This window comes from Leifsonia sp. TF02-11, assembly GCF_017565305.1.
Taxonomy (GTDB): Bacteria; Actinomycetota; Actinomycetes; order Actinomycetales; family Microbacteriaceae; genus Leifsonia.
On sequence record NZ_JAGEKP010000003.1, the window covers coordinates 690291 to 711420 of the forward strand.

The window sequence follows — 21130 nt, forward strand, 5'->3', positions numbered from 1 at the left end:
GCCTGCCGTGTGGGCGAGCGCTCAGGCACGGTGCGAGAGAATGGGGGTCATGAGCGAGTCCCACCCGCAACCCGAGCCGCAGCCCGAGGAGGAGCCGCGGCTCGAGGTGCACCAGCCTGCTGAGACCGGGCAGGAGGCCGCCCAGCCGACCCAGCCGACCGAGCAACCCGCCCCGGAGCAGGCCGAGGACCTCGCCGAGCAGCAGGCCACCGTCACCGAGGCCGCCGTGCGCGTCCAGCGCTCCCCGCGGTACTTCCGGTTCATGATCACCGGCGCCGTCGTCTTCGCCGTGGTCGCGCTCATCCTGACGTACGCGTTCCCTGAGAACCCCACCTACGACCGCGGTGCCGTCTTCGGGTTCCTGCTCGCGATCTGCGCCACCGTCGGCGTCGCCCTGGGCGCACTGGTCGCCCTCCTGATCGACCGGGCGGCGACCCGCCGTGCGCGCACGGTCCAGGCGGATAGAATCGACGTGCGCCTGCCCGACTCCGAGACCGACTCCCCGAGTGGATCCGAGCCGGGCGACCCGCGGCCGAGCGATCAGCGCCCGTCCGTCGACAGCTGAACATCCCGACACACCTCGAGAAAGGGGTCCGCTGTGGCCGGAGGCGACGGTCGTCTGAGTCATGATCTTCTGCCAGGGGAGAAGGGCCCGCAAGACGCCTGCGGCGTCTTCGGCGTCTGGGCTCCTGGCGAGGAGGTCGCCAAGCTCAGCTACTTCGGTCTCTATGCGCTGCAGCACCGCGGCCAGGAGTCCGCGGGCATCGCGACCAGCGACGGCAGCAAGATCCTCATCTACAAAGACATGGGACTGGTCTCCCAGGTCTTCAACGAGAACGCGCTCAACTCGCTGACCGGCCACATCGCCGTCGGCCACACGCGCTACTCCACCACCGGCGCCTCCAGCTGGCAGAACGCGCAGCCCACGCTGGGCCGCACCTCCAGCGGCACCGTCGCCCTCGGCCACAACGGCAACCTGACCAACACCGCGGAGCTCATGCAGCTCGTGCACGACCGCTACCCGCAGCTCGACGGCGAGCTGAGCCGCGGCAACACGACAGACACCGCCGTCGTCACCGCACTGCTCACCGGCGACCTCGACCACACGCTCGAGGCCACCGCCCTGGAGGTGCTGCCCCGTCTGCGCGGCGCCTTCTGCCTGGTCTTCATGGACGAGAACACCCTGTACGCGGCCCGCGACCCGCAGGGAGTTCGCCCGCTGGTGCTCGGCCGCCTCGAGCGCGGCTGGGTGGTCGCGTCCGAGACCGCGGCCCTCGACATCGTCGGTGCGAGCTTCGTTCGCGAGGTCGAGCCGGGCGAGCTGATCGTCATCGACGAGAACGGTCTGCGCACCCAGCGGTTCGCCGCAGAGAAGCGCGCGGGCTGCGTGTTCGAGTACGTCTACCTCGCCCGCCCCGACACCACCATCGCCGGCCGAGGCGTCTACGAGGCGCGCGTCGAGATGGGCCGCCAGCTCGCCCGCGAGCACGAGGTGGAGGCCGACCTCGTCATCCCGACGCCCGAGTCCGGCACCCCCGCGGCGATCGGCTACGCGCAGGCGTCCGGCATCCCGTTCGGTCAGGGCCTGGTCAAAAACTCCTACGTCGGCCGCACGTTCATCCAGCCGTCGCAGACCATCCGCCAGCGCGGTATCAAGCTCAAGCTGAACCCGCTCAAGGAGGTCATCAAGGGCAAGCGCCTCGTGGTGGTCGACGACTCGATCGTGCGCGGCAACACGCAGCGCGCGCTGGTGTCGATGCTGCGGGAGGCCGGCGCGGCCGAGGTGCACGTGCGCATCTCCAGCCCGCCGATCACCTGGCCGTGCTTCTACGGGATCGACTTCGCCTCCCGCGCCGAGCTGATCGCGACCGGCCTGGGGGTCGACGAAGTGCGCCAGTCGATCGGCGCCGACTCGCTCGGCTACCTGTCGGAGGACGGCATGATCGCCGCGACCGAGCAGCCGCGCGAGCGGCTCTGCACGGCGTGCTTCACCGGCGTGTACCCGATCGAGCTCCCGGACGCCCACCACCTGGGCAAGAACCTCTTGGAGCGCCCGGAGGCCGCGGCCGAGACGATCGCCGCGACCGACGACGGCGCGAGCGCGACCAGCGACGGCTGCGAGCCCGGGCCGGATTCGGAGTACGAGCGCCTGCTGAGCTTCGGGGATCCGGGGCGGCAGGAGTAGCAACCCCCGAACTGGGGTGATCCAGCGGGGGATCCGCCGGATCTCCCCTCCTCGCGCCCGATAGCATTTCTCCGATCGCGGCACGCCGCCCGATCGGGAAGGCGCCGGAATGCCCGCTCGTACCCTGCTCCGTTCCAGTGCTGTCACGGCTGCCGTCGCTACCGCCGTCGCCGTCGGGGCCTTCGCCTCGGCGAGCCCGGCAACGGCATTGCCCGCGGGGATGACGGCGGTCACGAAGACGATCACGGCCGTCGGAACGGGTTCGATCGAGATTCCCCCGTTCGCAACGGGGATCACGGTGAGGCTCGCCGCCGGCGCGGGCCAGAGCGGCAGCTTCGCCCCGGGTGGCGCAGGCGGTGCAGTCTCCCTCTCGCTTCCCGACAGCTTCGACGGGCAGACACTCTTGTACGTCGTGGGAGGCATGGGGAACGGCTCACCTGCGCGCACCGGGTTGCTCAACCATCAGGGCGGCGGCGGGACGGCGCTGGCGACGTCGACTTCGCTCATCGCCGTCGTCGGCGGCGGAGGCGGAGCAGCCGATGTCACCGACGGCACTGAGGTCAGCGGAGGCGCCGGTGGATCGTCGATCACACCCGGCGCCGTCGGCGACGGCGCGCCCGGCGTTCCCGCGTTCGCCGGATCCCGCGCTCCCGGCGGCGGGGGAACCGCGGTCGGCGGAACTGTCGACCCGGGGGCTGCCTACGCCGCCAGCGGGGTCTATGAAGGGCAACCCGGCGCCGACGGTCCGCCGGTCGTCGCAGGGGGTGTCGTCTCGCTCGCCGCCGGCGGCTGGGGCGCGCACACGGGCGGAGGCGGCGGCTCCGGGTACACCGGAGGCGCCGGTGGCACCGCCGATATGAATTCCTTCACTGTCATCGACGAAGGTGCGGGCGGAGGCGGCTCCGGCTACCTCGCCGCGATCGCGGGTGTGACGGCGACGGCCGCGGCCGCGAGCACCGGCTCGGGTTCCCTCACCGTGGAGTACCTCGTCCCGACCGCGACGGCAGCCTCCGTCGACTCCTCCACGGCCTTCGGAACGGCGGTGAGCATTCCGCTCCCCGTGACCTACGCCACTTCGGCCTCTGTGATCATCGCCCCGGGGTTCGGGACGGCCTCGGTCTCGGGCACGACGGTCACCTACACGCCGGCCACCGGCTTCTCGGGAACCGACAGCTTCACGTACACCGCGACGGGGCCGGGCGGGACGACTCCGTCGGCGGTCGTGACGGTGACTGTCGCGCCGCCGACCCTCACGTTCCCCGCCTCCGTTCCGACCGGCGTGGCAGGCCAGCCGTACTCGGCCTCCGTCGCAGTGACGGGCGGGACGGTCCCGTACACCTACGCGGTTGTGGGCGCGCTGCCCGCCGGCTTGACGCTCGACGCCGCAACGGGTGCGATCACAGGCACGCCGTCCGCCGCCAGCGACACGTCCTTCCGTGTCGCTGCGACCGACTCCAGCTCACCTGCCACCACGGCGACGAGCGCAGCGTTCGTCCTCCACGTCTACAGCGCGACCATCGCCGTCACGCCGACCGCGACGCCCGGCGGCACCATCACGGTGACGGGTGCGGGCCTGCAGCCGGGGACGTATACGGTCGTCCTCCACTCCGACCCCGTCGTGCTCGGAACGGCCACGGTCGGCGCCGGAGGAGCGCTGTCGTTCACTGCGACCGTGCCGTCCTCGGTGCCCGCCGGCGTGCACACGGTGCAGCTCGTCTCCGGATCGACGGTGATCGCCACCGCGTCCGTGACCGTGACGGCGGCGGTCGCTTCGACCGCGCTCGCGTCGACCGGCAGCGACCTGACCGCCGCGACCTCGTTCGCCGCGCTGCTGGTGCTCGCCGGTGCGGTGACGCTCGTACTGCGGAGGCGTCGCGCGGCACGACCCTGACGCGGCACGCCCGATACCATGGAGCAGTGACCGACCCCACCGCATCCTCGTCCTCCTCCTACGCCGCCGCCGGTGTCGACACCGCAGCGGGCGACCGCGCGGTCGAGCTGATGAAGGCGGCGGTCGCGCGCACGCAGGGGCCGCAGGTGTTGGGCGGTGTCGGCGGGTTCGCCGGGATGTTCGATGTGTCGGCGCTGAAAGACTTCCGTCGACCGCTGCTGGCGACGTCCACCGACGGCGTCGGCACCAAGGTCGCGATCGCACAGGCCCTCGACAAGCACGACACGATCGGCCAAGACCTGGTCGGCATGGTCGTCGACGACATCGTCGTCGTGGGGGCGCGCCCGCTGTTCATGACGGACTACATCGCGTGCGGCAAGGTCGTCCCCGAGCGCATCGCGGCGATCGTCGCGGGCATCGCGCGCGCCTGCGAGGCGACGGGCACGGCCTTGGTCGGCGGCGAGACCGCCGAGCACCCCGGCCTGCTCGGCCCGGACGACTACGACGTGGCCGGCGCGGCCGTCGGTGCGGTGGAGGCCGACCGGCTGCTCGGGGCCGACCGCGTGCGCGACGGCGACGTGGTGCTGGCCCTCGCGTCGTCCGGCCTGCACTCGAACGGGTTCTCGCTCGTGCGGCACATCCTCGCTCAGCGCGGCATCGGCTTCGACGACCGCTCGGACGACTTCGGCGGCGTCGTGGGGGAGGCACTGCTCGAGCCCACCCGCCTGTACACGTCCCCGCTGCTGCGGGTGCTCGACGAGCCCTCGCTGAGCGGTGCGGTGCATTCCCTCAGCCACGTGACGGGCGGCGGGATCGCGGCGAACCTGGCCCGGGTGCTCCCGGTCGGCTCGTGGGTGGAGGTCGACCGCTCGACGTGGTCGCCGACCTCCGTCTTCCGGGTGCTGAGCGACCTCGCCGGCAGCACTCTGGAGTCGTCGGAGGGCACCTGGAACCTCGGCATCGGCATGTTCGCCGTCGTCGCTCCGGAGGCGGCGTCCGCGGTCGCGTCGGCGATCACGGCGGACGGCATCCCGACCTGGCCGGTCGGCACGGTCTCCACGGCGGCCCGCGACCTCGCCGGCTTCGAGCAGGGCGCCAAAGGCGTCGACGGCGGCGCGGTGCGCCTCGTCGGCACCTACGCAAGCTGAGCGGCTCCCCGCCCACATCGCTACCCCGGAACGCCGAGGGGCACGTCGTTGTCCCTTTCGGCGCGCGAAAGGGACAACAACGTGCCCTTCGGCGCTGACCGGAGGGCGTGACCCCTTCGTGGAGGCGCGAACGGGGCCGGCCGGCCGCTAGAGTGGCCGCGTGACCCCTCCGCATGCCAGCATTCGTTTGGCATGCGCGCTCGGGATTCTCGTATCCGCCACAGCGGCGGTGCTCGGCGGGCTAGGCGGGCCGGCGTCGGCGACGCCCGCGCGCGCCGCTACCCCGGCGATCGGCGCGCTCGCAGGCCCGGCGTCGGCATCACCAGCGCCGCCCACCATGCCCGCACCCGCTCCCAGCCCCGCGCCCGTTCCGTCGCTCGCCCCCATCGTCGACTGCATCCAGGACGCACCGCTCGGCTCCGTCACCTCGCGCACGGTCGTCCTCGGCTATCGGTCGTCCGCTGCGGCAGCCGTGCAGGTTCCGGCCGGCGCGGGCGGCAACGACATCGCGCCGGGAGCGGCCGACCGCGGGCAGCCCTCGACCTTCCTCCCCGGTGAGCACCACGGGGTGTGGCTGCTCACGCTCGACGCGGCCGTGGAGCCGGTCGTCACTTGGACCCTCGACGGCGTGAAGGCCACCATCGACGCCTCGATCGCCTCCTGCACCGACGCCACCGCGGTGACCCTGAGCGCTCCCGCCACCGTCGCCGATGGCGGCCGCGCTGGCATCACGGCCGTCGTCTCGCGCTTCCTGCTCGGGCCGCCGGAGGCCGGATCCGTCGAGTTCTCGGTCGACGGAGCCGCACCGACCGTCGTCCCGGTCGCGACGGGCGGCGTCGCGCGCGTCGACCTCCCTGCCCCGGCGGTCGGCGACCACACAGTGACCGCGAAGTTCGTCCCCGCGGACGGCGCGACGTTCCGGCCGTCGACGGCCACCGCCGCGCTGACGGTCGCGCCCGCCTCCGGCCCGCTCACGATCGCCGCGGACAGCGTCGTCGCCGGAAGCCGGAGCGTCCTGGTGACGGTCACCCGACCCAACCCGGTCGGTCCGGCGACCGCCGTGTTCGCGACGAGCGACGGCACGGCCACGGCCGGGACGGACTACCGCGCGACCACGGGAACCGTCACCTTCGCCGACGGTCAGTCCAGCGCCACCGCGACCGTCCCGCTCCTCGCGCGGGGGGCCGGAGCACCCGCCTCACGGTTCTTCGTCGTGCTGACCAGTGCGTCCGTCCCGATCGCCGCGGGGGTCGCGACGGTGTCGCTCCCCGCCGTTTCGGCCGTGCCCGCCACCGCGACCGTCGGAACCGCGACGAGCGGAGGCAGCGCTGCCGGACCGTCTTCCGCTCTGCCGGAGGGCGACCCGACCACCCCCACGGCCGTGCCGGCCGGGGCGCTCGGCCAGGACATCCTGCTGATGCTCGGCGCGCTGCTCGTCACCGCCGGAGGGATCGCCGGCGTCATCGGTCTGGTGCGTGCGGTCCGCTCGCGCGACGCCTTCTCCTGACCGTTCCGCCTGATCCCCGCCGCCGGCTCAGTCCACGACGCTCAGCTCGGCCGCCGTCCACCGCACCGCGGTGACCGCGTCGGCGAGCACGACAGCGGCGAGGGCCTCCTCGATCGCCTGGTCGTCGCGTTCCGGGCTGTGCACCACGGCAGTGATGAGCACGGCCGAGTCCGGCTCGTCCGTCGCCGTGATCGAACGGACCGTGAAGCCCGGCCGGTGCACGGCGTCGAAGACCAGCGCGCGCACCTCCGCCTCGGCCTGAACGCGGCAGCGGACTTCGAACGTGTAGTCGGCCTCCGGGGTCTCCTTGCCCGCGCTGCCGGTCCTCCGGTCGAGAAGCCGGCCGAGCGGGCGGAGGAGCGTGTTCGCCAGCATGACGACGAGCGTCCCGCCGGCGGCGACCGCGTAGAGGCCGCCGCCGGCGAGCGCGCCGACCGCCGCGGACGCCCACAGGGTGGCCGCGGTGTTCAGCCCGGAGACCGATGCGCCCTGCTTCATGATGACGCCGGCGCCCAGGAAGCCGATGCCCGAGACGACCTGGGCGGCCACCCGGGTGGGGTCGGCGCCGGGACCGTGGAAACTGAACGCGCCCATCACCACGAACAGCGCGGCCCCGAGGCTCACGAGCGCGTTGGTGCGGACACCGGCGGTGCGCGACCGCCACTGGCGTTCCAGCCCGATCAGGGCTCCGCAGCCGACGGCGAGCAGCACCCGGAGTGCGATGTCGTAGGTGATGGTCACGGTTCTCTCCTCACATCCAGGTGCCGTAGCGGCGGATGAACACGGTCTTGAGCAGCTGCGTCAGCGCGCAGTAGGCGGCGAGCGTCGCGATCAGCCAGGGGAAGTAGGTCCACGGCAGCGACACGAGCCCGAGGCTGTGACCCCAGCCGGTGAACGGCAGGACGAGCCCGAACAGGCAGACCGCGCCCGTCGCCAGCAGAACGGGCAGGCTCGCCCGCGACTGCACGAACGGCAGGCGCTTGGTGCGCAGCATGTGCACGATCAGCGTCTGGGAGATGATCGACTCGATGAACCAGCCGGACTGGAAGAGTGCGGCGTGGGCCGGGCTGTTCGCCTGGAAGACGAACCACATGAGCGCGTACGTGGTGATGTCGAAGATCGAGGAGATCGGGCCGATCCGGATCATGAAGCTCGCCAGGCTCTTCGACTCCCACGCGCGCGGCGTACGGAGGTCGTCCTTGTCCACGCGGTCCCACGGCAGGGTCAGCATGGAGAGGTCGTAGGCGAGGTTCTGCACGAGCACCACGATCGGGATCATCGGGATGAACGGCAGCAGCGCGCTCGCGACCAGGACGGAGAACATGTTGCCGAAGTTCGACGACGCGGTCATCTTGATGTACTTCATCGTGTTGACGAAGGTACGACGGCCCTCGATCACTCCGCCCTCGAGAACAGTGAGGTCCTTCTCGAGCAGGATGATGTCCGCCGACTCCTTGGCGATGTCCACCGCGGTGTCGACCGAGATCCCGACGTCGGCGGCGCGCAGGGCGGCGGCGTCGTTGATGCCGTCGCCGAGGTAGCCCACGGTGTGGCCGTGCTGCCGCATGGCCTCGACGATCCGGGCCTTCTGCGCCGGTGCGACCTTGGCGAACACGGTGGTCTGCTCCGCGAGCTCGCCGAGGGCCTCGATGCTGAGCTCGTCGGTCTCGGGGCCGAGCACGATGGTTCCCGCGTCGATCCCGACCTTGGAGCACACCGCGGCGGCGACCAGGGCGTTGTCCCCGGTGATCACCTTCACATTCGTCCCGTGCTTGCGCAGGCTCGCGATCGCGGCCTCCGCGCTCGCCTTCGGCGGGTCGAGGAACGCGAGGAACCCGAGCAGGGTCAGACCGTCCTCGTCGTCGCGTGTGTACTCGTCCCGGTCGCGGCCGTCGAACTCCCGCACGGCGACCGCGAGCACGCGGAGGCCCTGCTCGTTCTGCGAGGCGACCAGCTGGTCGATCTCGGCCAGGCGGCCGGGCGTCAGCTCGACGTCGGCACCGCCGACCCGCTCGGTCCGGCAGACGGAGAGGACCTCCTCGGTCGCCCCCTTCGTGATCAGCACGTGCGCGTCCCCGCGGTCGACGACCACCGACAGGCGCCGGCGCTCGAAGTCGAACGGCAGCTCGTCCACCAGCGTCCACTCGCGGCGGATGCGGTCCAGCTCGTCCGGGCCTGCCGCCGTGATGACGGCCTCGTCCAGGAGGTTGCGCAGCCCGGTCTGGAACATCGCGTTCGCGGCCGCGTAGCCCAGCGTGGTCTCGCTGGAGCGGCCGGCGGTGTTCAGGTGCCGCTCGAGCACGATGCGGTCCTCCGTCAGCGTGCCGGTCTTGTCCGTGGCGAGGATGTCGATGGCGCCGAGGTTCTGGATGGAGTTGAGCCGCTTGACGATCACCTTCCGCTTCGCCATGAACTGCGCGCCCTTGGCGAGGTTCGCCGTCACGATCAGCGGGAGCATCTCCGGCGTCAGGCCGACGGCGGTCGTCACCCCGAACAGGAAGGCCGTCGTCCAGTCCTTCGTGATCCCGTTGATGATGAAGACGATGGGGACCATGACCAGCATGAAGCGGATGAGGGTCCTGGTGACCTTGCGGATGCCGATGTCGAACGCGGTGTCCGGCCGCGCGCCGACGATCGCCGACGAGAGGCTGCCGAACGAGGTCGAGCGGCCGGTGCCGATCACGACGCCGGTGCCCGAGCCCGAGACGACCGAGGCGCCCATGAAGCCCAGGTTCGGGGCGTCGAGCAGCGTCGGCTCGGTCACATCGACGTCGGGCGCTGCCGACTTCTCGGCGGGCAGCGCCTCCCCGGTGAGCATGGACTGGTTGATCTGGAGGTCCTTCGCCCGCACGATCCGGAGGTCGGCCGGGATCATGTCGCCGGCGGCCAGCTGCACGATGTCGCCGCGCACGATGTCCTCGACCGGGATCTCGGACGTCACCGGCGTGCCGTGCACCGAGCGGGTGACGGCCGTCGTCGTGCGCACGAGCGCCTTCAGCTCCTCGGCCGCGCGCGACGAGCGGTACTCCTGCCAGAACCGCAGGGTGGCGCTGACGAGCACCATGATGCTCACGGTGACGACACCGGTGTAGTCGGGGCCGTCCGCCGGGTCGGCGAAGACGATGTCCGTGAACACCATCACCACGACCAGGAACAGCAGGATCAGGATGAACGGGTTCGTGAACGTGCGGAGGAACTGGAGCACGGCGGGCGCGGGCTTGCCGTGGTCCACCGCGTTGTCGCCGAACCGTGCGCGGCGGCTCTTCACCGCGTCGGCGGTCAGGCCGTCCAGGTCGGTGGAGAACGACTTCAGGGTGGCCTCGGCCGGGAGCCGGGCTGCCTCCACCAGGAGGCGCTGCTGGCCCTCGGGGAGTGCGCCGCGGCGGCTGGCGTCGGTGGAGGTACGGGTGCGAGTGCTGCTGGACGCGGGCCGGGTGTCGGCGATGGCGGGGTTCAGGGTGTCCAGGTCGGTGCGGAAGAAGGGGCGCATGGGAGGTGTCTCCTCGGAATCGGGCGCGACGGATCACCGGTGCCGTGACGGCGGACCGGGTCGCGTGATGGTGCAGGGGGACGGATGCCCGCGAGGAGGAGACGCAGAGGGACCGAGGCGCAGAGCGCGCGATCAGAGGGACCGTGTCGGAGCCGGCCCGCGAGCATACAGAGATCGACTGTCGCCGTCGCTCATCGGGTCACCTCCTCACGGTCGGCACGCATTCCGCAGACGTGGAAGCATGAGGCACGGTGTCTCATCGAAGTCACTTCCACGTAAGAGTTTCGGCACTGCACGACGTGTCCCGCCGGTCCGATCGGTGGGAAGCCACTTGGGGTCACCCCTTAATCCGGGGAGACCTGTCCTGATCTTGGGCGTCTCTCGACGTCGTGAGATCAGTGGCCTGTGTTCGCGCAGGAGCCTCGCCTAACGAAGTGCTGCGGGGCAACCATAGCGAAGCCTGACATTTCATGTCAAACCGCCATGACGAATGTCACCCCCAGATCCTGACGGAGACCCTGCTCGCCGCGGCCCGCCGGCCGCCACGCTGGAGATGTGAACGAGACACCAGCCATCCGCCTCTTCGGTCTGCGCAAGACCTTCGGGTCGTTGACCGCCGTCGACGGCGTCGACCTGACGGTCCGCCCGGGCGAGGTCGTCGCCCTCCTCGGGCCCAACGGCGCGGGCAAGTCGACCACGATCGACCTCGCGCTGGGCCTCGCCCGTCCGTCCGCCGGCACCGCAGAGCTGTTCGGCGGCGACCCCCGGCGCGCGATCCGCGACGGCCGCGTCGGCGCCATGCTGCAGGGGGGCGCCCTGCTGCCCACCCTCACCGTCGCCGAGTCGGTCGCCCTGGTGGCCGCGGCGCACAAGCACCCGCTCAGCGTGGCGGAGGCGCTCGAACGGGCGCGCTGCACGGAGATCGCCAAGCAGCGCGTTGCCAGACTCTCCGGCGGTCAGATGCAGCGGGCGCGCTTCGCGGTCGCGGTCGTGTCCAACCCCGACCTGCTCTTCCTCGACGAGCCGACGGCGGCGATGGACGTGGAGGCCAGACGAACGTTCTGGGTCTCGATGCGGGAGTTCACCGCGGAGGGCAGGACGGTCGTCTTCGCCACCCACTACCTCGACGAAGCCGACGCCTACGCCGACCGTATCGTCATGCTCGCCCGCGGACGGATCGTCGCCGACGGAACGCCCACCGAGGTGAAGGCCGTCGTGTCGGGCCGCCGCATCCGCGCCACCGCAGACTTCGCCTGGACCGGCGACGCCTCAGCGGCGATCGCTGCGCTCCCCGGCGTCCGCACCGTCGAATACCGCGCCGGCCTGCTGACCATCGTCAGCGACGACTCCGACGCCACTCTGCGCGGGCTGCTGGCCGCGCACCACGACCTCCATGACATCGAAGTGACCGCGCACACGATGGACGAGGCCTTCCTCGCCCTCACCGAGCAGCGCGACCCGGAAGGAGCAGTCCGATGAGCATCGCCTACCTGGGGCGCGAGTCCCTCCGCCAGCTGAAGAACATGCGGGCCATGATCTTCACCCTCGCCGTGCCGCTGGTCATGCTGCTGGCCTTCGGCGGCACCTTCGGAGGTCAGGGCCAGGTCGACACCGTGACCCACCTGCCCTGGATCGTGGTCACGACCATCCAGGTATCCGCGTACGGCGGCATGATGGCCGCCCTGTCGCAGGCCTTCACGATCGTCACCGAACGCTCGCTCGGCTGGAACCGGCAGCTGCGGATCACCCCGCTCAGCGGAACGGGCTATCTCGTCTCCAAACTGGTCGCCGCCCTGGCGCTCGCCCTGTTCAGCATCGTCGTGATCGTGACCGTGTCGATGGTGCTCTACCACCCGGACCTGTCGATCGGGAGCTGGCTGCTCGCCTGCCTCGGCATCTGGTGCGGCGTCGTGCCGTTCGCCCTGCTCGGCATCCTGGTCGGCCAGTTCGCCAAGCCGGAGTTCGCGCAGCCGCTGTTCATGGCGGTGTTCATGGGGATGGCGGTGTTGGGCGGCCTGTGGGTCCCCCTGCAGATCTTCCCCGCCTGGGTGGCGAACGTGGCGCAGGCCGTGCCGTCGTACTGGCTCAACCGGGTCGGCCAGCTCGGGGCGCTGCAGAGCGGTGACGCGCTCACCCCGGCCCTGGTGCTGGCGGCCTGGACGGTCGCGCTCGGCGCGCTGGTCGTGTGGCGCTACCGGCGCGACGCGGCCCGCGGCTGACGAGCAGTAGCTGGCTAGGGTAGGGACGTGTTCAGCAGCGACGTCGACGACTACCGCCCCGTCGGGGTGTGGGCGCGGCTGGCGCACCGGGCCGCGTTCCGCTGGTATCCCGGCGCGGTGATCGGCCTCCTGTACCAGATCTCGGTGCTCGGCGGCCTCTGGACCTCGTCCGAGGCGCTCGCCACGAAGATCGGCGCGACCGCTCTGCTCACGCTCGTCTACCTCGCCTTCCTCGCCCTCCCTCCGCTGCTCTGGTGGGAGGGCGAGCGCACGCGACTGATCGGCGTGCTCGCCTTCTTCGCGCTGACACTCACGCTCATCCCGTTCATCGGCGTCACGGCCCTCTGGACGTGGGTCTACGTCGCCTGCGCCGCCGGGATGACGATCGCGCGCACCTGGGTGTCGACGGCCATCATCCTGGGTCTTGGGGCCGTGCAGCTGATCGTCTTCCTGCTCACGGGCACCTTCGACGACAACTGGTACATCGCGCTGGTCACCGTCTCCATCGGCATCATGATGAGCGCCTTCGCCCGCCAGATCGACGCCCTCCGGAGGCTGCGGAACGCGCAGGGCGAGATCGCCCGCCTGGCCGTCGTGGACGAGCGGGCACGGTTCTCGCGCGACATGCACGACGTGCTCGGCCACTCGCTCACCGTCGTGACCGTCAAGTCGGAGCTGGCCCGACGGCTCATCCCGGTCGACCCCGGCCGGGCGGAGGAGGAGCTCGCCGACATCGAACGGCTCACCCGGTCGGCGCTGGCCGACCTCCGCGCCGCCGTCGCCGGCTACCGCGAGATGAGCCTCTCCACCGAGCTCGCCGCGGCGCAGGCGGGACTGGCCGCTGCCGACATCCAGGCCCACCTCCCCCGCAACGGCGAGGAGGTCGCCCCCGACCTCCGCGAACTGTTCGGCTGGGTGCTGCGCGAAGGGGTCACGAACGTCATCCGGCACTCCGGATCGCGCAACTGCTGGGTCACCGTGGAGGCCGACGCGCTGCGGATCGAGGACGACGGCCGCGGTCCGGCACCCGTCGGCTCCGACCGCCGCGACCTCGTCCGAGGGTCGGGCATCGCCGGGCTCGCCGCGCGCGCGGGGGAGTCGGGTGCCGCACTCACCGTGGAGGCGGGTCCGCGCGGCGGCACCCTCCTGACCGTCCGGAGACTGCCATGACCATCCGCCTGCTGCTCGCCGACGACCAGGCACTGGTACGAGGGGCGCTCGCCGCGCTCCTCGACCTCGAGTCCGACCTGGAGGTCGTGGCCCAGGTCGGTCGAGGCGACGAGGTCATCGACGCCGCACGCTCGTCCGCCGCGGACGTCGCGCTGCTGGACGTCGAGATGCCGGGCCTCGACGGAATCCAGGTGGCGGCCCAGCTGCAGGCGGCGCTGCCGTCGTGCCGCTCGCTCATCGTCACCACGTTCGGGAGGCCGGGCTACCTGCGCAGGGCGATGGAGGCCGGCGCCGCGGGATTCATCGTCAAGGACACGCCGTCGGGCCAGCTCGCCGACGCGGTGCGGCGGGTCGCGTCGGGATTGCGGGTCGTCGACCCGGCGCTCGCCGCAGAGTCGCTGGCCTCCGGCGCCTCCCCGCTGACCGCGCGCGAAGCCGAGGTCCTCGCGGTGGCCGGGCAGGGCGGGACCATCACGGACATCGCGCGCCGCCTGCACCTCAGCGACGGCACCGTGCGCAACCACCTCTCGAGCGCGATCGGCAAGACCGGCGCGCGCAACCGCTCAGAGGCGGTCGCGATCGCCACGCGCCAGGGCTGGCTCTAGCGCGCCCGGCCGCGTCGCGATTCGTCACGAATCTGCTGATTCGTGCCACGAATGTCGCGATGCGTCACGAATCCGCCGAGCCGTGCCACCAATGCCGCGATTCGTGACGAATGTCGAGATTCGTGCCACGAATGTCGCGATTCGTCACGAATCCGCCGAGCCGTGCCACCGATGTCGATTCGTGACGAATCCGCTGATTCGTGCCACGAATGTCGCGATTCGTGACGAATGTCGCTAGGTCGCGCCGTGAGTGGAGCGATTCGTGACGAATCCATTGATTCGTGGCACGAATGTCGCGATTCGTGACGAATGTGCGCGGCTCGAGGAGCGCGCAGTGCGCCGGCGCGCTCAGGCGCGCTTCGGCGTCTCGGACTCGGTCTCTTCGTAGTCCTCGTCGGCGTCGTCGTACGCGTCGGCGCCCTCGGGTTCGTAGTCGGCCCACGCGTCGTACTGGTGCTCGTCGTCGTGGTGGGAATGCCCGGTCAGCTCGCGCTCGAGCGCGTCGTAGTTGACGTCCGGACTGAACGACTTCAACTGGCGAGCGATCTTCGTGTGCTTTGCCTTTTGACGGCCGCGCCCCATGCGTGACCCCCTTTTGGTCCTGCCCGGGGAATGGCACCCGGGGATCCAACAGAAATAGTGAAAACTAGCGTCGAGTTTAGCATGGTGACCCCCATGGACCCCGAGTCGTCGCACAGCGTCGAATGATGGAATGAGCGCGTGATCAGTGGAATGGCCGACACCCAGGTGGTGATCGTCGGCGCCGGGCAGGCCGGGCTCGCGGTCGCTTACTACCTGCGTCGGTTCGAGCTGACTCCCGGCGCGGATTTCGTCATCCTCGATCGCGGCCCGGGCACGGGTGGCGCGTGGCAGCACCGCTGGGATGCACTGCGTCTGGGCAGCGCCCACCACGTGAACGACCTCCCAGGAATGTCCGAGCTCGGACTCAGCTTCGACACGGCCGACCGCACCCTGCCGGCCAAGGACATCGTGGCCGGATACTACCGCCGCTACGAGGACCACTTCGGCCTCCAGGTGCAACGGCCGATCACCGTCTCGCGGGTCTTCGACCGCGGCGCCGACCTGGTCGTCGCGCACGATCAGGGCGAGACGCGCACCCGCATCGTCGTCAACGCGACCGGTACCTGGGGTGCGCCGTTCGTCCCGTGGTACCCGGGGATGGCCGACTTCGCCGGCCGGCACCTCCACACGTCGTCGTACTCGTCGGCAGAGGAGCTGGCCGGGCAGTCCGTCGTCGTCGTCGGCGGCGGCACGAGCGCGATCGGCTTCCTCCTCGAACTGGAGGGTGTGGCCGGCGAGCTGACCTGGGCGACCCGTCGGCCGGTGGACTTCCGCGATGAGTCGGAACTCACGATCGAGGGCGGTGTCGCCGCCGTCGCGGCGCAGGACGCCGCCGCTCGGGCCGGCCAGGCCCTCCCGAGCATCGTCAGCGGCACCGGTGTGCCGCGCACGCGGCGCATCGCCGCCGGCATCGACCGCGGGCTGCTGGTGGAGCGCGGTATGTTCGCGCGCATCGAGCGCGACGGAGTGGTCTGGGACGACGGATCGAAGACCCGCGCCGACGCGATCATCTGGGCGACGGGCTTCCGGCCGGAACTGCGGCACCTCGCCCCGCTCAAGCTGCGCGAGAAGGCGGGCGGCCTGACGGTCGCCTCCGGGGCCTCCTGGCAGGACTCGCGGATCTTCCTGGCCGGCTACGGCCCACAGGCGAGCACGATCGGCGCGAACCGCGCCGGCCGCGTGATCGCCCGCCAGATCATGGCCCAGATCTAGCCTCGCGCTTCGGCATCCCTCGATTCCCCTCGCCGAGTCTTCCGCCGGCAAGGCGCCGAGGGGCACGTTGTTGTCCCCTTCGCGCTCCCAGGGGGACAACAACGTGCCCTTCGCGACCAGCGCACAGCACTGAGGGGCACGTCGTTGTCGGTTGTGGGGGTGCAAAGTGACAACGACGTGCCCCTCGGGGATGGGGACGCGGGAGCTGCGCGCGAGCGGCCTCAGACCTCGACGGTGCGCTCGGCGCCCGCGAAGCGGAGGCCGCTCACGCGGATGCGGCCGGCGGCCGGGCTCGGGCTCACGTCGAGCGTTCCGGCCTGGGCGTCGGGCCGGAGGCCGAGGCGCGCCGAGAGCACCGCGACGGCCGCCGCGGCCGACCACGCTTGCGGACGGCAGGCCGCGGGGTAGGGCACGGGCGACGACGTCTGCGCCGCCGGGTCGCCGGAGTGCAGTTCCGGCATCCGGTAGCCGAAGCCCGAAGCGGCGGCCAGGAGGCCGTCGGCCAGCTGGTCGGCCTCGGCGACGTGACCGTCGCGGGCGAGCCCGGTGATCGCGATCGCCGTGTCGTGCGCCCAGACCGAGCCGCCGTGGTAGCTGAGCGGCCAGTAGCCTCCCGCGTCGGTCGACATGGTGCGCAGGCCGTAGCCGGACGACAGCTCCGGCGACGCCAGACGGCGCGCGATCAGCGCGGACTGCTCGGCCGTGAGGATGCCGGTGCCCAGGAGGTGGCCGATGTTGCTGGTCACCGTGTCGACCTTCCGCTTGGCCGCGTCGAGCGCGACGGCCGGGTAGGCGCCGGCCGGGTCGTCGATCCAGAACGCGTCGGCGAACCGGGTCTTGAGTTCGGCGGCCCAGCGCCTCCACTCGTCCGCGCCCTCCAGGCCGAACGCCTCCAGCAGCTCGGCGCCGCCGACAGCGGCCTCGTAGGCGTAGCCCTGCACTTCGCAGAGCGCGATCGGGCCGTCGGCGAGGGTGCCGTCCTTCCACTGGATGGAGTCGCCCGAGTCCTTCCAGCCCTGGTTCGCGAGTCCGTGGCCTGTGGTGTCGACGTACTCGAGGAACCCGTCGCCGTCGCTGTCGCCGTGGTCGCGCATCCAGGCGAGAGCGGCCCGCATCGCGGGGAGCAGTTCGCGAACCTGGTCGTCGGGCATTCCCCACTTCCACGCGTCGTGGAGGAGGCCGATCCAGAGAGCCGTCGCGTCGACGGTCCCGTAGTACAGCGGGGGCAGCACGACACCCTCGCCCGGGATGGTCAGCGCGGCCGGCCGCAGCTCGTGCATGATCTTGCCCGGCTGCTCGGCGGTCTCCGCCACGTTCTGCGTGCCCTGGAAGTGCGCGAGCACGCGCAGCGTCGAAGCCGCGATGTCGGTGCCGAGCGGGAGCAGCATGCGCGCCGCCCACAGCGAGTCCCGGCCGAACAGCGTGAAGAACCACGGGGCGCCCGCGGCGAGGAAGACATCGTCCGGGCGCGCGGTCGTCGACATCCGCAGCGACTGGAGGTCGGCCAGAGCGCGGTCGAGCCACGACGCGAGCCGGGAGTCGCCGGTGGTCGCGCGGACGGCGGCCCAGTCGGCCGAGGGTGCCGCGCCGGCGACGACGGCGGTCGGGTCGTCGACCTCCACGGTCCACTCGACCGCGACCTGCCCGTGGGCGGGGACCTCGACCTCCCAGTCCATCCAAACGTCCGCGTCGTCGAGCGCCACCCGAGCGCCGACCGCCGTAAGCCGGGCGGTCACCTGGCCAGAGCGGAACTCCACGCCGTCGTCCGCGGCCTGAGCCGTCACCGAGTGTTCGGCGCCGGTCAGTCCGGCTTTGATGGTCTGCATGGGCGTGAAGTCGCCGCGCACCGACACCGTGACCGTGGTCGCGATCGGGCTGCCCAGGGCGTTGCGGAGCTCGATGCGCTCGTGCAGCCTGCCCGCGCGCACGGTGCGCGTGCGGTCGACGCGGACGCGGGGGTCGGCTGTCGCGTCGTCGAGGCGCCGGGCCAGCGCGGTGAAGACCGCGGTCGCCGCGTCGGGTCCGGCCGTCGCGATGTGCTCGGGCTGGTCGCCTCCGACGGTCAGGAGGACGCGGTCGAGCACACGCAGGTCGGAGTGGTAGAACCCGTGGATCCCGTTGCCGTCGACGGTGCCGTCCGCGGTGGACCAGGCCTGGCTGGGGGCGGTGAGCAGAACGACGCTGTCGTGCAGCAGGGGTTGGAGCGGCTGGGTCATCGTGGCGTTCGCGCCTCCTCGATCGTGGTGGTGATGGGGGTTGTGGTCGTGGTGGTGGACGCGACGGCCGGCAGGACGCGCGGGGTGATGCGGGTCTCGGTGACGGCGGCAGCGGCGGGAGGCGCGCTGGAGGCCGGCGCGGTCGAGGCGGACGGGGAGGCCGGCACCGTGGAGCCGGCGTCGCCGGACCGCGCGACGCGCCAGACCGCCGCCCCCTCGCGCTCCGAGACGACATCGACGAGGGTCGTCCCCCGGTACACCAGCCCTGTCCCCTCCTCGAGCGCGTAGCCCTCCGGCAGCTCTCCGGATGCGACGGCCGCCTGGTGCGCCGGCCGCCGCCGTGAGTCGGAGTCGTAGTGCACCGCGAGCGATCCGGGCACCAGGCCCAGGCCGTCGGCCAGCGCCGAGATCCCCGGTCCGCGCGAGGCGGTCGTGCCGCCCTCGTGCCAGACGAGTCCTCCGGCCGAGCCGCCGGCCAACACGACGCCGCGCTGCCACGCCTCGGTCAGGATCTCGTCCAGCCCGTGCGCCCGCCAGACGGCGAGCAGGTTCAGGAGGCTGCCGCCGCTGACCCAGACGACGTCCTGCGAGAGCACATGCGCGCGGAGGTCCGGGATGTTCGGGTGCGGGAAGAACCGCACGTGACTCGCGTCGACACCGGCCGCGCGCGCGGCCTCCAGTTCGGCGCCCTCCACGTGCCGCTGGTCGCCGCCCGCGGTGTTGATGTGGGTCACGCGCGGTGCGCGCCCGACCACCTGGGCCAGCTCGATCGCGTGGTGCAGCAGCGGGCCGTACAGGGAGTCCGTCCAGTCGCCGGCGACCAGGCCGCCGCAGGTGGCGAGGATCGTGGGTGCGATCGCCGTCACTCCTTCACCGCCCCCTCGCTGGAGTTCATGATCCTGCGCTGGAAGATGAAGAACAGCACGGCGACCGGAATGGTCATGATGGCCGCAGCCGCGAGCTTGAGCGGGTATTGGCTGCCCTGGCTGAGCTGGCCGCTCGCGAGGCCGGCGACGCCCTTGGTGAGCGTGGTGAGGGCCGGGTCCTGCGTCGAGATGATGAAGTGCGCGAGCTCGTTCCACGAGCCCTGGAACGACAGGATGATGATGGTGATGAGCGCAGGCCGCGCCATCGGCAGCACGATCGACCAGAACACCCGGAAGGTGCCTGCGCCGTCGATGCGGGCCTGCTCCTCCACGCTGGCCGGGATGGACTCGAAGAAGCCCTTCATGATGAACACGCCCGCCGCGTCGGTGAGCAGCGGCAGGATCATGCCGGTGTAGGAGTCGTACATCCCGAGCTGGTTGATCACGAGGAACTTCGGGATGAGCAGCACGACCATCGGCACCGACATGACGGCCACCAGCGCGGCGAACACGAAGCTGCGCCCGCGGAAGTGCAGGCGGGCCAGCGCGTAGCCGGCGAGCGAGTCGAAGAACACCCTGCCCAGCGTGACGAACACCGTCACGATCACCGAGTTGCCGAACCAGATCGGGAAGTCCGAGTTGAGGAACAGCTTCGTGTACGCGGCCGTCGTCCACACCTGCGGGATCAGCGAGACCGGGTTGGCCGTCGCATCCGCGTCGGTCTTGAACGAGGTCGCGATCTGGATGAGGAACGGCGCGATGTACACGACCGCGAGCACGACGAGGATCGCGTAGGTGATCGACGTCCCGACGATGCTGCTCGTCGAGCGCCGGCGGCGACCGGCCGGGCGGGGCGACGCGGCGCGCGGTGAGGCCGAAGCCTCGGTGGTCACTGCGGTGGCGCTCATCGGAGGCCTCCCTTCGCGGCGGAGCCGGACGAGGTGCTCGGCGAGGTCGAGGCGATGACGGCGGCCTCGTAGGGACGCATCCGTCGCTTGGACACCTTCCGCTCGCGGAGGACCCAGCGCTGGAAGATCGTGAACAGCACGATGATGACGAAGAGGATGAACGCGATCGCCGCGCCCTGGCCCCACTCCTGGTTGCCGAACGAGGTCTGGTACGAGAGGTAGGCCGGCGTCAGCGTCGTCTTGCTCGGCGCGCCCTTGCTGCCGGTGTAGATCTGATCGAAGACCTGCCAGCAGCCGATGAGGCCGAGTGTGAGCACGGTGAAGAGCGTGGGGCGCAGCTGCGGGAGGGTGATGCGCCAGAAGCGCTGCCAGCCGTTCGCGCCGTCCATCATCGCGGCCTCGGTGACATCGCCGCCGAGGTTCTGGAGGGCCGCGATGAAGAGCAGCATGAAGGTGCCGCTCGTCGTGAACACCGCCATGACGATGTACGCGCTCATCGCGACGGACGGGCCGCCCAGCCAGTCCCACCAGGAGACGCCGAGGAGGGTGTTCTGGGTGAGCGCGGCCGGGCCCGTGGTGACGCCGAAGATGCCGAGGAAGTTGTGGATGATCCCGTTGGGGTCGTTGAACCAGTTCGGGCCGTTGATGCCGAACCAGGCGAGCACCTGGTTGACGGCGCCGGAGGTGCTGAACAGGAACAGCCAGAGCACGGTGATCGCGACGGAGCTGGTCACCGAGGGGAAGTAGAAGGCGGTGCGGAAGAAGCCGCGGCCGCGGAGGATGGCGCGGTTGACGAGCACCGCGAGGAAGAGCGAGACGGCGGTCTGGATGGGGACGACCAGCAGCACATACCAGGCGTTGTTCTTCAGCGACATCCCGAAGTCCTGCTCGGCGAGCCCGCCGCCGGCGAGGAGGGTCGAGTAGTTCTTGAACCCGACGAAGTTCACGTCGGAACCGAAGGGGCTGCCCCGGCCGCCCCAGTCGGAGAAGCTGACCCACAGCGCCATCAGCACCGGGATGACCAGGAAGACGCCGAGGAGCAGGACGACCGGGGCGGTGAACAACCACCCCGAGGCGGCCTCGCCGCGCCGGATTCCGGAACGGCGAGACCGACTCGTGGCTTGCGACATG

General features: G+C 71.2%; 17 protein-coding genes and 1 riboswitch. Of the genes, 10 read left to right on the forward strand and 7 right to left on the reverse strand.

Going from position 1 to position 21130, the window contains the following annotated elements; genetic code table 11:
• The first annotated feature begins 49 nt into the window (after positions 1-49).
• From JNB50_RS24945 to JNB50_RS05625, 5 genes are all read left to right on the forward strand, one after another.
• Positions 50-565, forward strand: a complete 516-nt coding sequence (locus tag JNB50_RS24945) for an MFS transporter (RefSeq protein WP_243767963.1) — start codon at positions 50-52, stop codon at positions 563-565.
• 33 nt (positions 566-598) lie between these two features.
• A complete protein-coding gene (gene purF, locus JNB50_RS05610; RefSeq protein ID WP_208039092.1) occupies positions 599-2185 on the forward strand; it encodes an amidophosphoribosyltransferase in 1587 nt (528 codons plus the stop codon).
• Positions 2186-2294: 109 nt separating this feature from the next.
• Positions 2295-4076 carry a putative Ig domain-containing protein gene (locus JNB50_RS05615; protein ID WP_208039093.1) on the forward strand — a complete coding sequence of 594 codons (1782 nt, stop codon included), beginning with the start codon at positions 2295-2297 and terminating at the stop codon, positions 4074-4076.
• A gap of 26 nt (positions 4077-4102) precedes the next feature.
• A complete protein-coding gene (gene purM / locus JNB50_RS05620) occupies positions 4103-5224 on the forward strand; it encodes a phosphoribosylformylglycinamidine cyclo-ligase (protein WP_208039094.1) in 1122 nt (373 codons plus the stop codon).
• Positions 5225-5384: 160 nt separating this feature from the next.
• Complete coding sequence (locus tag JNB50_RS05625; protein WP_208039095.1) at positions 5385-6731, forward strand: Calx-beta domain-containing protein; 1347 nt, start codon at positions 5385-5387, stop codon at positions 6729-6731.
• Between the two features lie 27 nt (positions 6732-6758).
• Here JNB50_RS05625 and JNB50_RS05630 read toward each other — a convergent pair whose 3' ends face one another.
• The gene (locus JNB50_RS05630) at positions 6759-7472 is read right to left on the reverse strand and encodes an MgtC/SapB family protein (RefSeq protein WP_208039096.1); all 714 of its coding nucleotides are present in this window, start codon (positions 7470-7472) and stop codon (positions 6759-6761) included.
• 10 nt (positions 7473-7482) lie between these two features.
• Positions 7483-10221 (reverse strand): magnesium-translocating P-type ATPase, encoded by a 2739-nt coding sequence (mgtA, locus tag JNB50_RS05635; RefSeq protein WP_208039097.1) that lies wholly within the window; start codon positions 10219-10221, stop codon positions 7483-7485.
• A gap of 262 nt (positions 10222-10483) precedes the next feature.
• Positions 10484-10662, reverse strand: a riboswitch (M-box (ykoK) riboswitch).
• A 114-nt stretch (positions 10663-10776) separates the two neighbouring features.
• On the opposite strand from mgtA, the gene JNB50_RS05640 reads away from it, so the two are divergent.
• The 4 genes from JNB50_RS05640 to JNB50_RS05655 are packed head-to-tail and all read left to right on the forward strand — an operon-like array spanning position 10777 to position 14215.
• Positions 10777-11700 (forward strand): ABC transporter ATP-binding protein, encoded by a 924-nt coding sequence (locus tag JNB50_RS05640; protein ID WP_208039098.1) that lies wholly within the window; start codon positions 10777-10779, stop codon positions 11698-11700.
• Complete coding sequence (locus tag JNB50_RS05645) at positions 11697-12440, forward strand: ABC transporter permease (RefSeq protein WP_208039099.1); 744 nt, start codon at positions 11697-11699, stop codon at positions 12438-12440. The genes JNB50_RS05640 and JNB50_RS05645 overlap by 4 nt, the downstream gene beginning before the upstream one ends.
• Before the next feature lie 27 nt (positions 12441-12467).
• Complete coding sequence (locus JNB50_RS05650; protein WP_208039100.1) at positions 12468-13610, forward strand: sensor histidine kinase; 1143 nt, start codon at positions 12468-12470, stop codon at positions 13608-13610.
• Entirely contained in the window at positions 13607-14215 is a 609-nt protein-coding gene (locus JNB50_RS05655) for a response regulator transcription factor (protein WP_208039101.1), read from the forward strand. Before JNB50_RS05650 ends, JNB50_RS05655 begins: the two co-directional genes overlap by 4 nt.
• A gap of 348 nt (positions 14216-14563) precedes the next feature.
• Here the strand turns inward: JNB50_RS05655 and JNB50_RS05660 are convergent, their stop codons facing one another.
• Entirely contained in the window at positions 14564-14797 is a 234-nt protein-coding gene (locus tag JNB50_RS05660) for a DUF3073 domain-containing protein (RefSeq protein WP_208039102.1), read from the reverse strand.
• Positions 14798-14935: 138 nt separating this feature from the next.
• Between JNB50_RS05660 and JNB50_RS05665 the strand changes: the two genes are divergently transcribed.
• Positions 14936-16009 carry an NAD(P)-binding domain-containing protein gene (locus JNB50_RS05665; RefSeq protein ID WP_307794610.1) on the forward strand — a complete coding sequence of 358 codons (1074 nt, stop codon included), beginning with the start codon at positions 14936-14938 and terminating at the stop codon, positions 16007-16009.
• Positions 16010-16230: 221 nt separating this feature from the next.
• Here JNB50_RS05665 and JNB50_RS05670 read toward each other — a convergent pair whose 3' ends face one another.
• From JNB50_RS05670 to JNB50_RS05685, 4 genes are read right to left on the reverse strand one after another with little or no spacing between them, the layout of a single operon-like run.
• Positions 16231-18225 (reverse strand): glycogen debranching N-terminal domain-containing protein, encoded by a 1995-nt coding sequence (locus tag JNB50_RS05670; RefSeq protein WP_208039103.1) that lies wholly within the window; start codon positions 18223-18225, stop codon positions 16231-16233.
• The gene (locus JNB50_RS05675; RefSeq protein ID WP_208039104.1) at positions 18222-19091 is read right to left on the reverse strand and encodes a peptidase E; all 870 of its coding nucleotides are present in this window, start codon (positions 19089-19091) and stop codon (positions 18222-18224) included. The genes JNB50_RS05670 and JNB50_RS05675 overlap by 4 nt, the downstream gene beginning before the upstream one ends.
• A complete protein-coding gene (locus JNB50_RS05680) occupies positions 19088-19999 on the reverse strand; it encodes a carbohydrate ABC transporter permease (protein WP_208039105.1) in 912 nt (303 codons plus the stop codon). The genes JNB50_RS05675 and JNB50_RS05680 overlap by 4 nt, the downstream gene beginning before the upstream one ends.
• A complete protein-coding gene (locus JNB50_RS05685; protein WP_208039106.1) occupies positions 19996-21129 on the reverse strand; it encodes a carbohydrate ABC transporter permease in 1134 nt (377 codons plus the stop codon). The genes JNB50_RS05680 and JNB50_RS05685 overlap by 4 nt, the downstream gene beginning before the upstream one ends.
• Between the last annotated feature and the right edge of the window lies 1 nt (position 21130).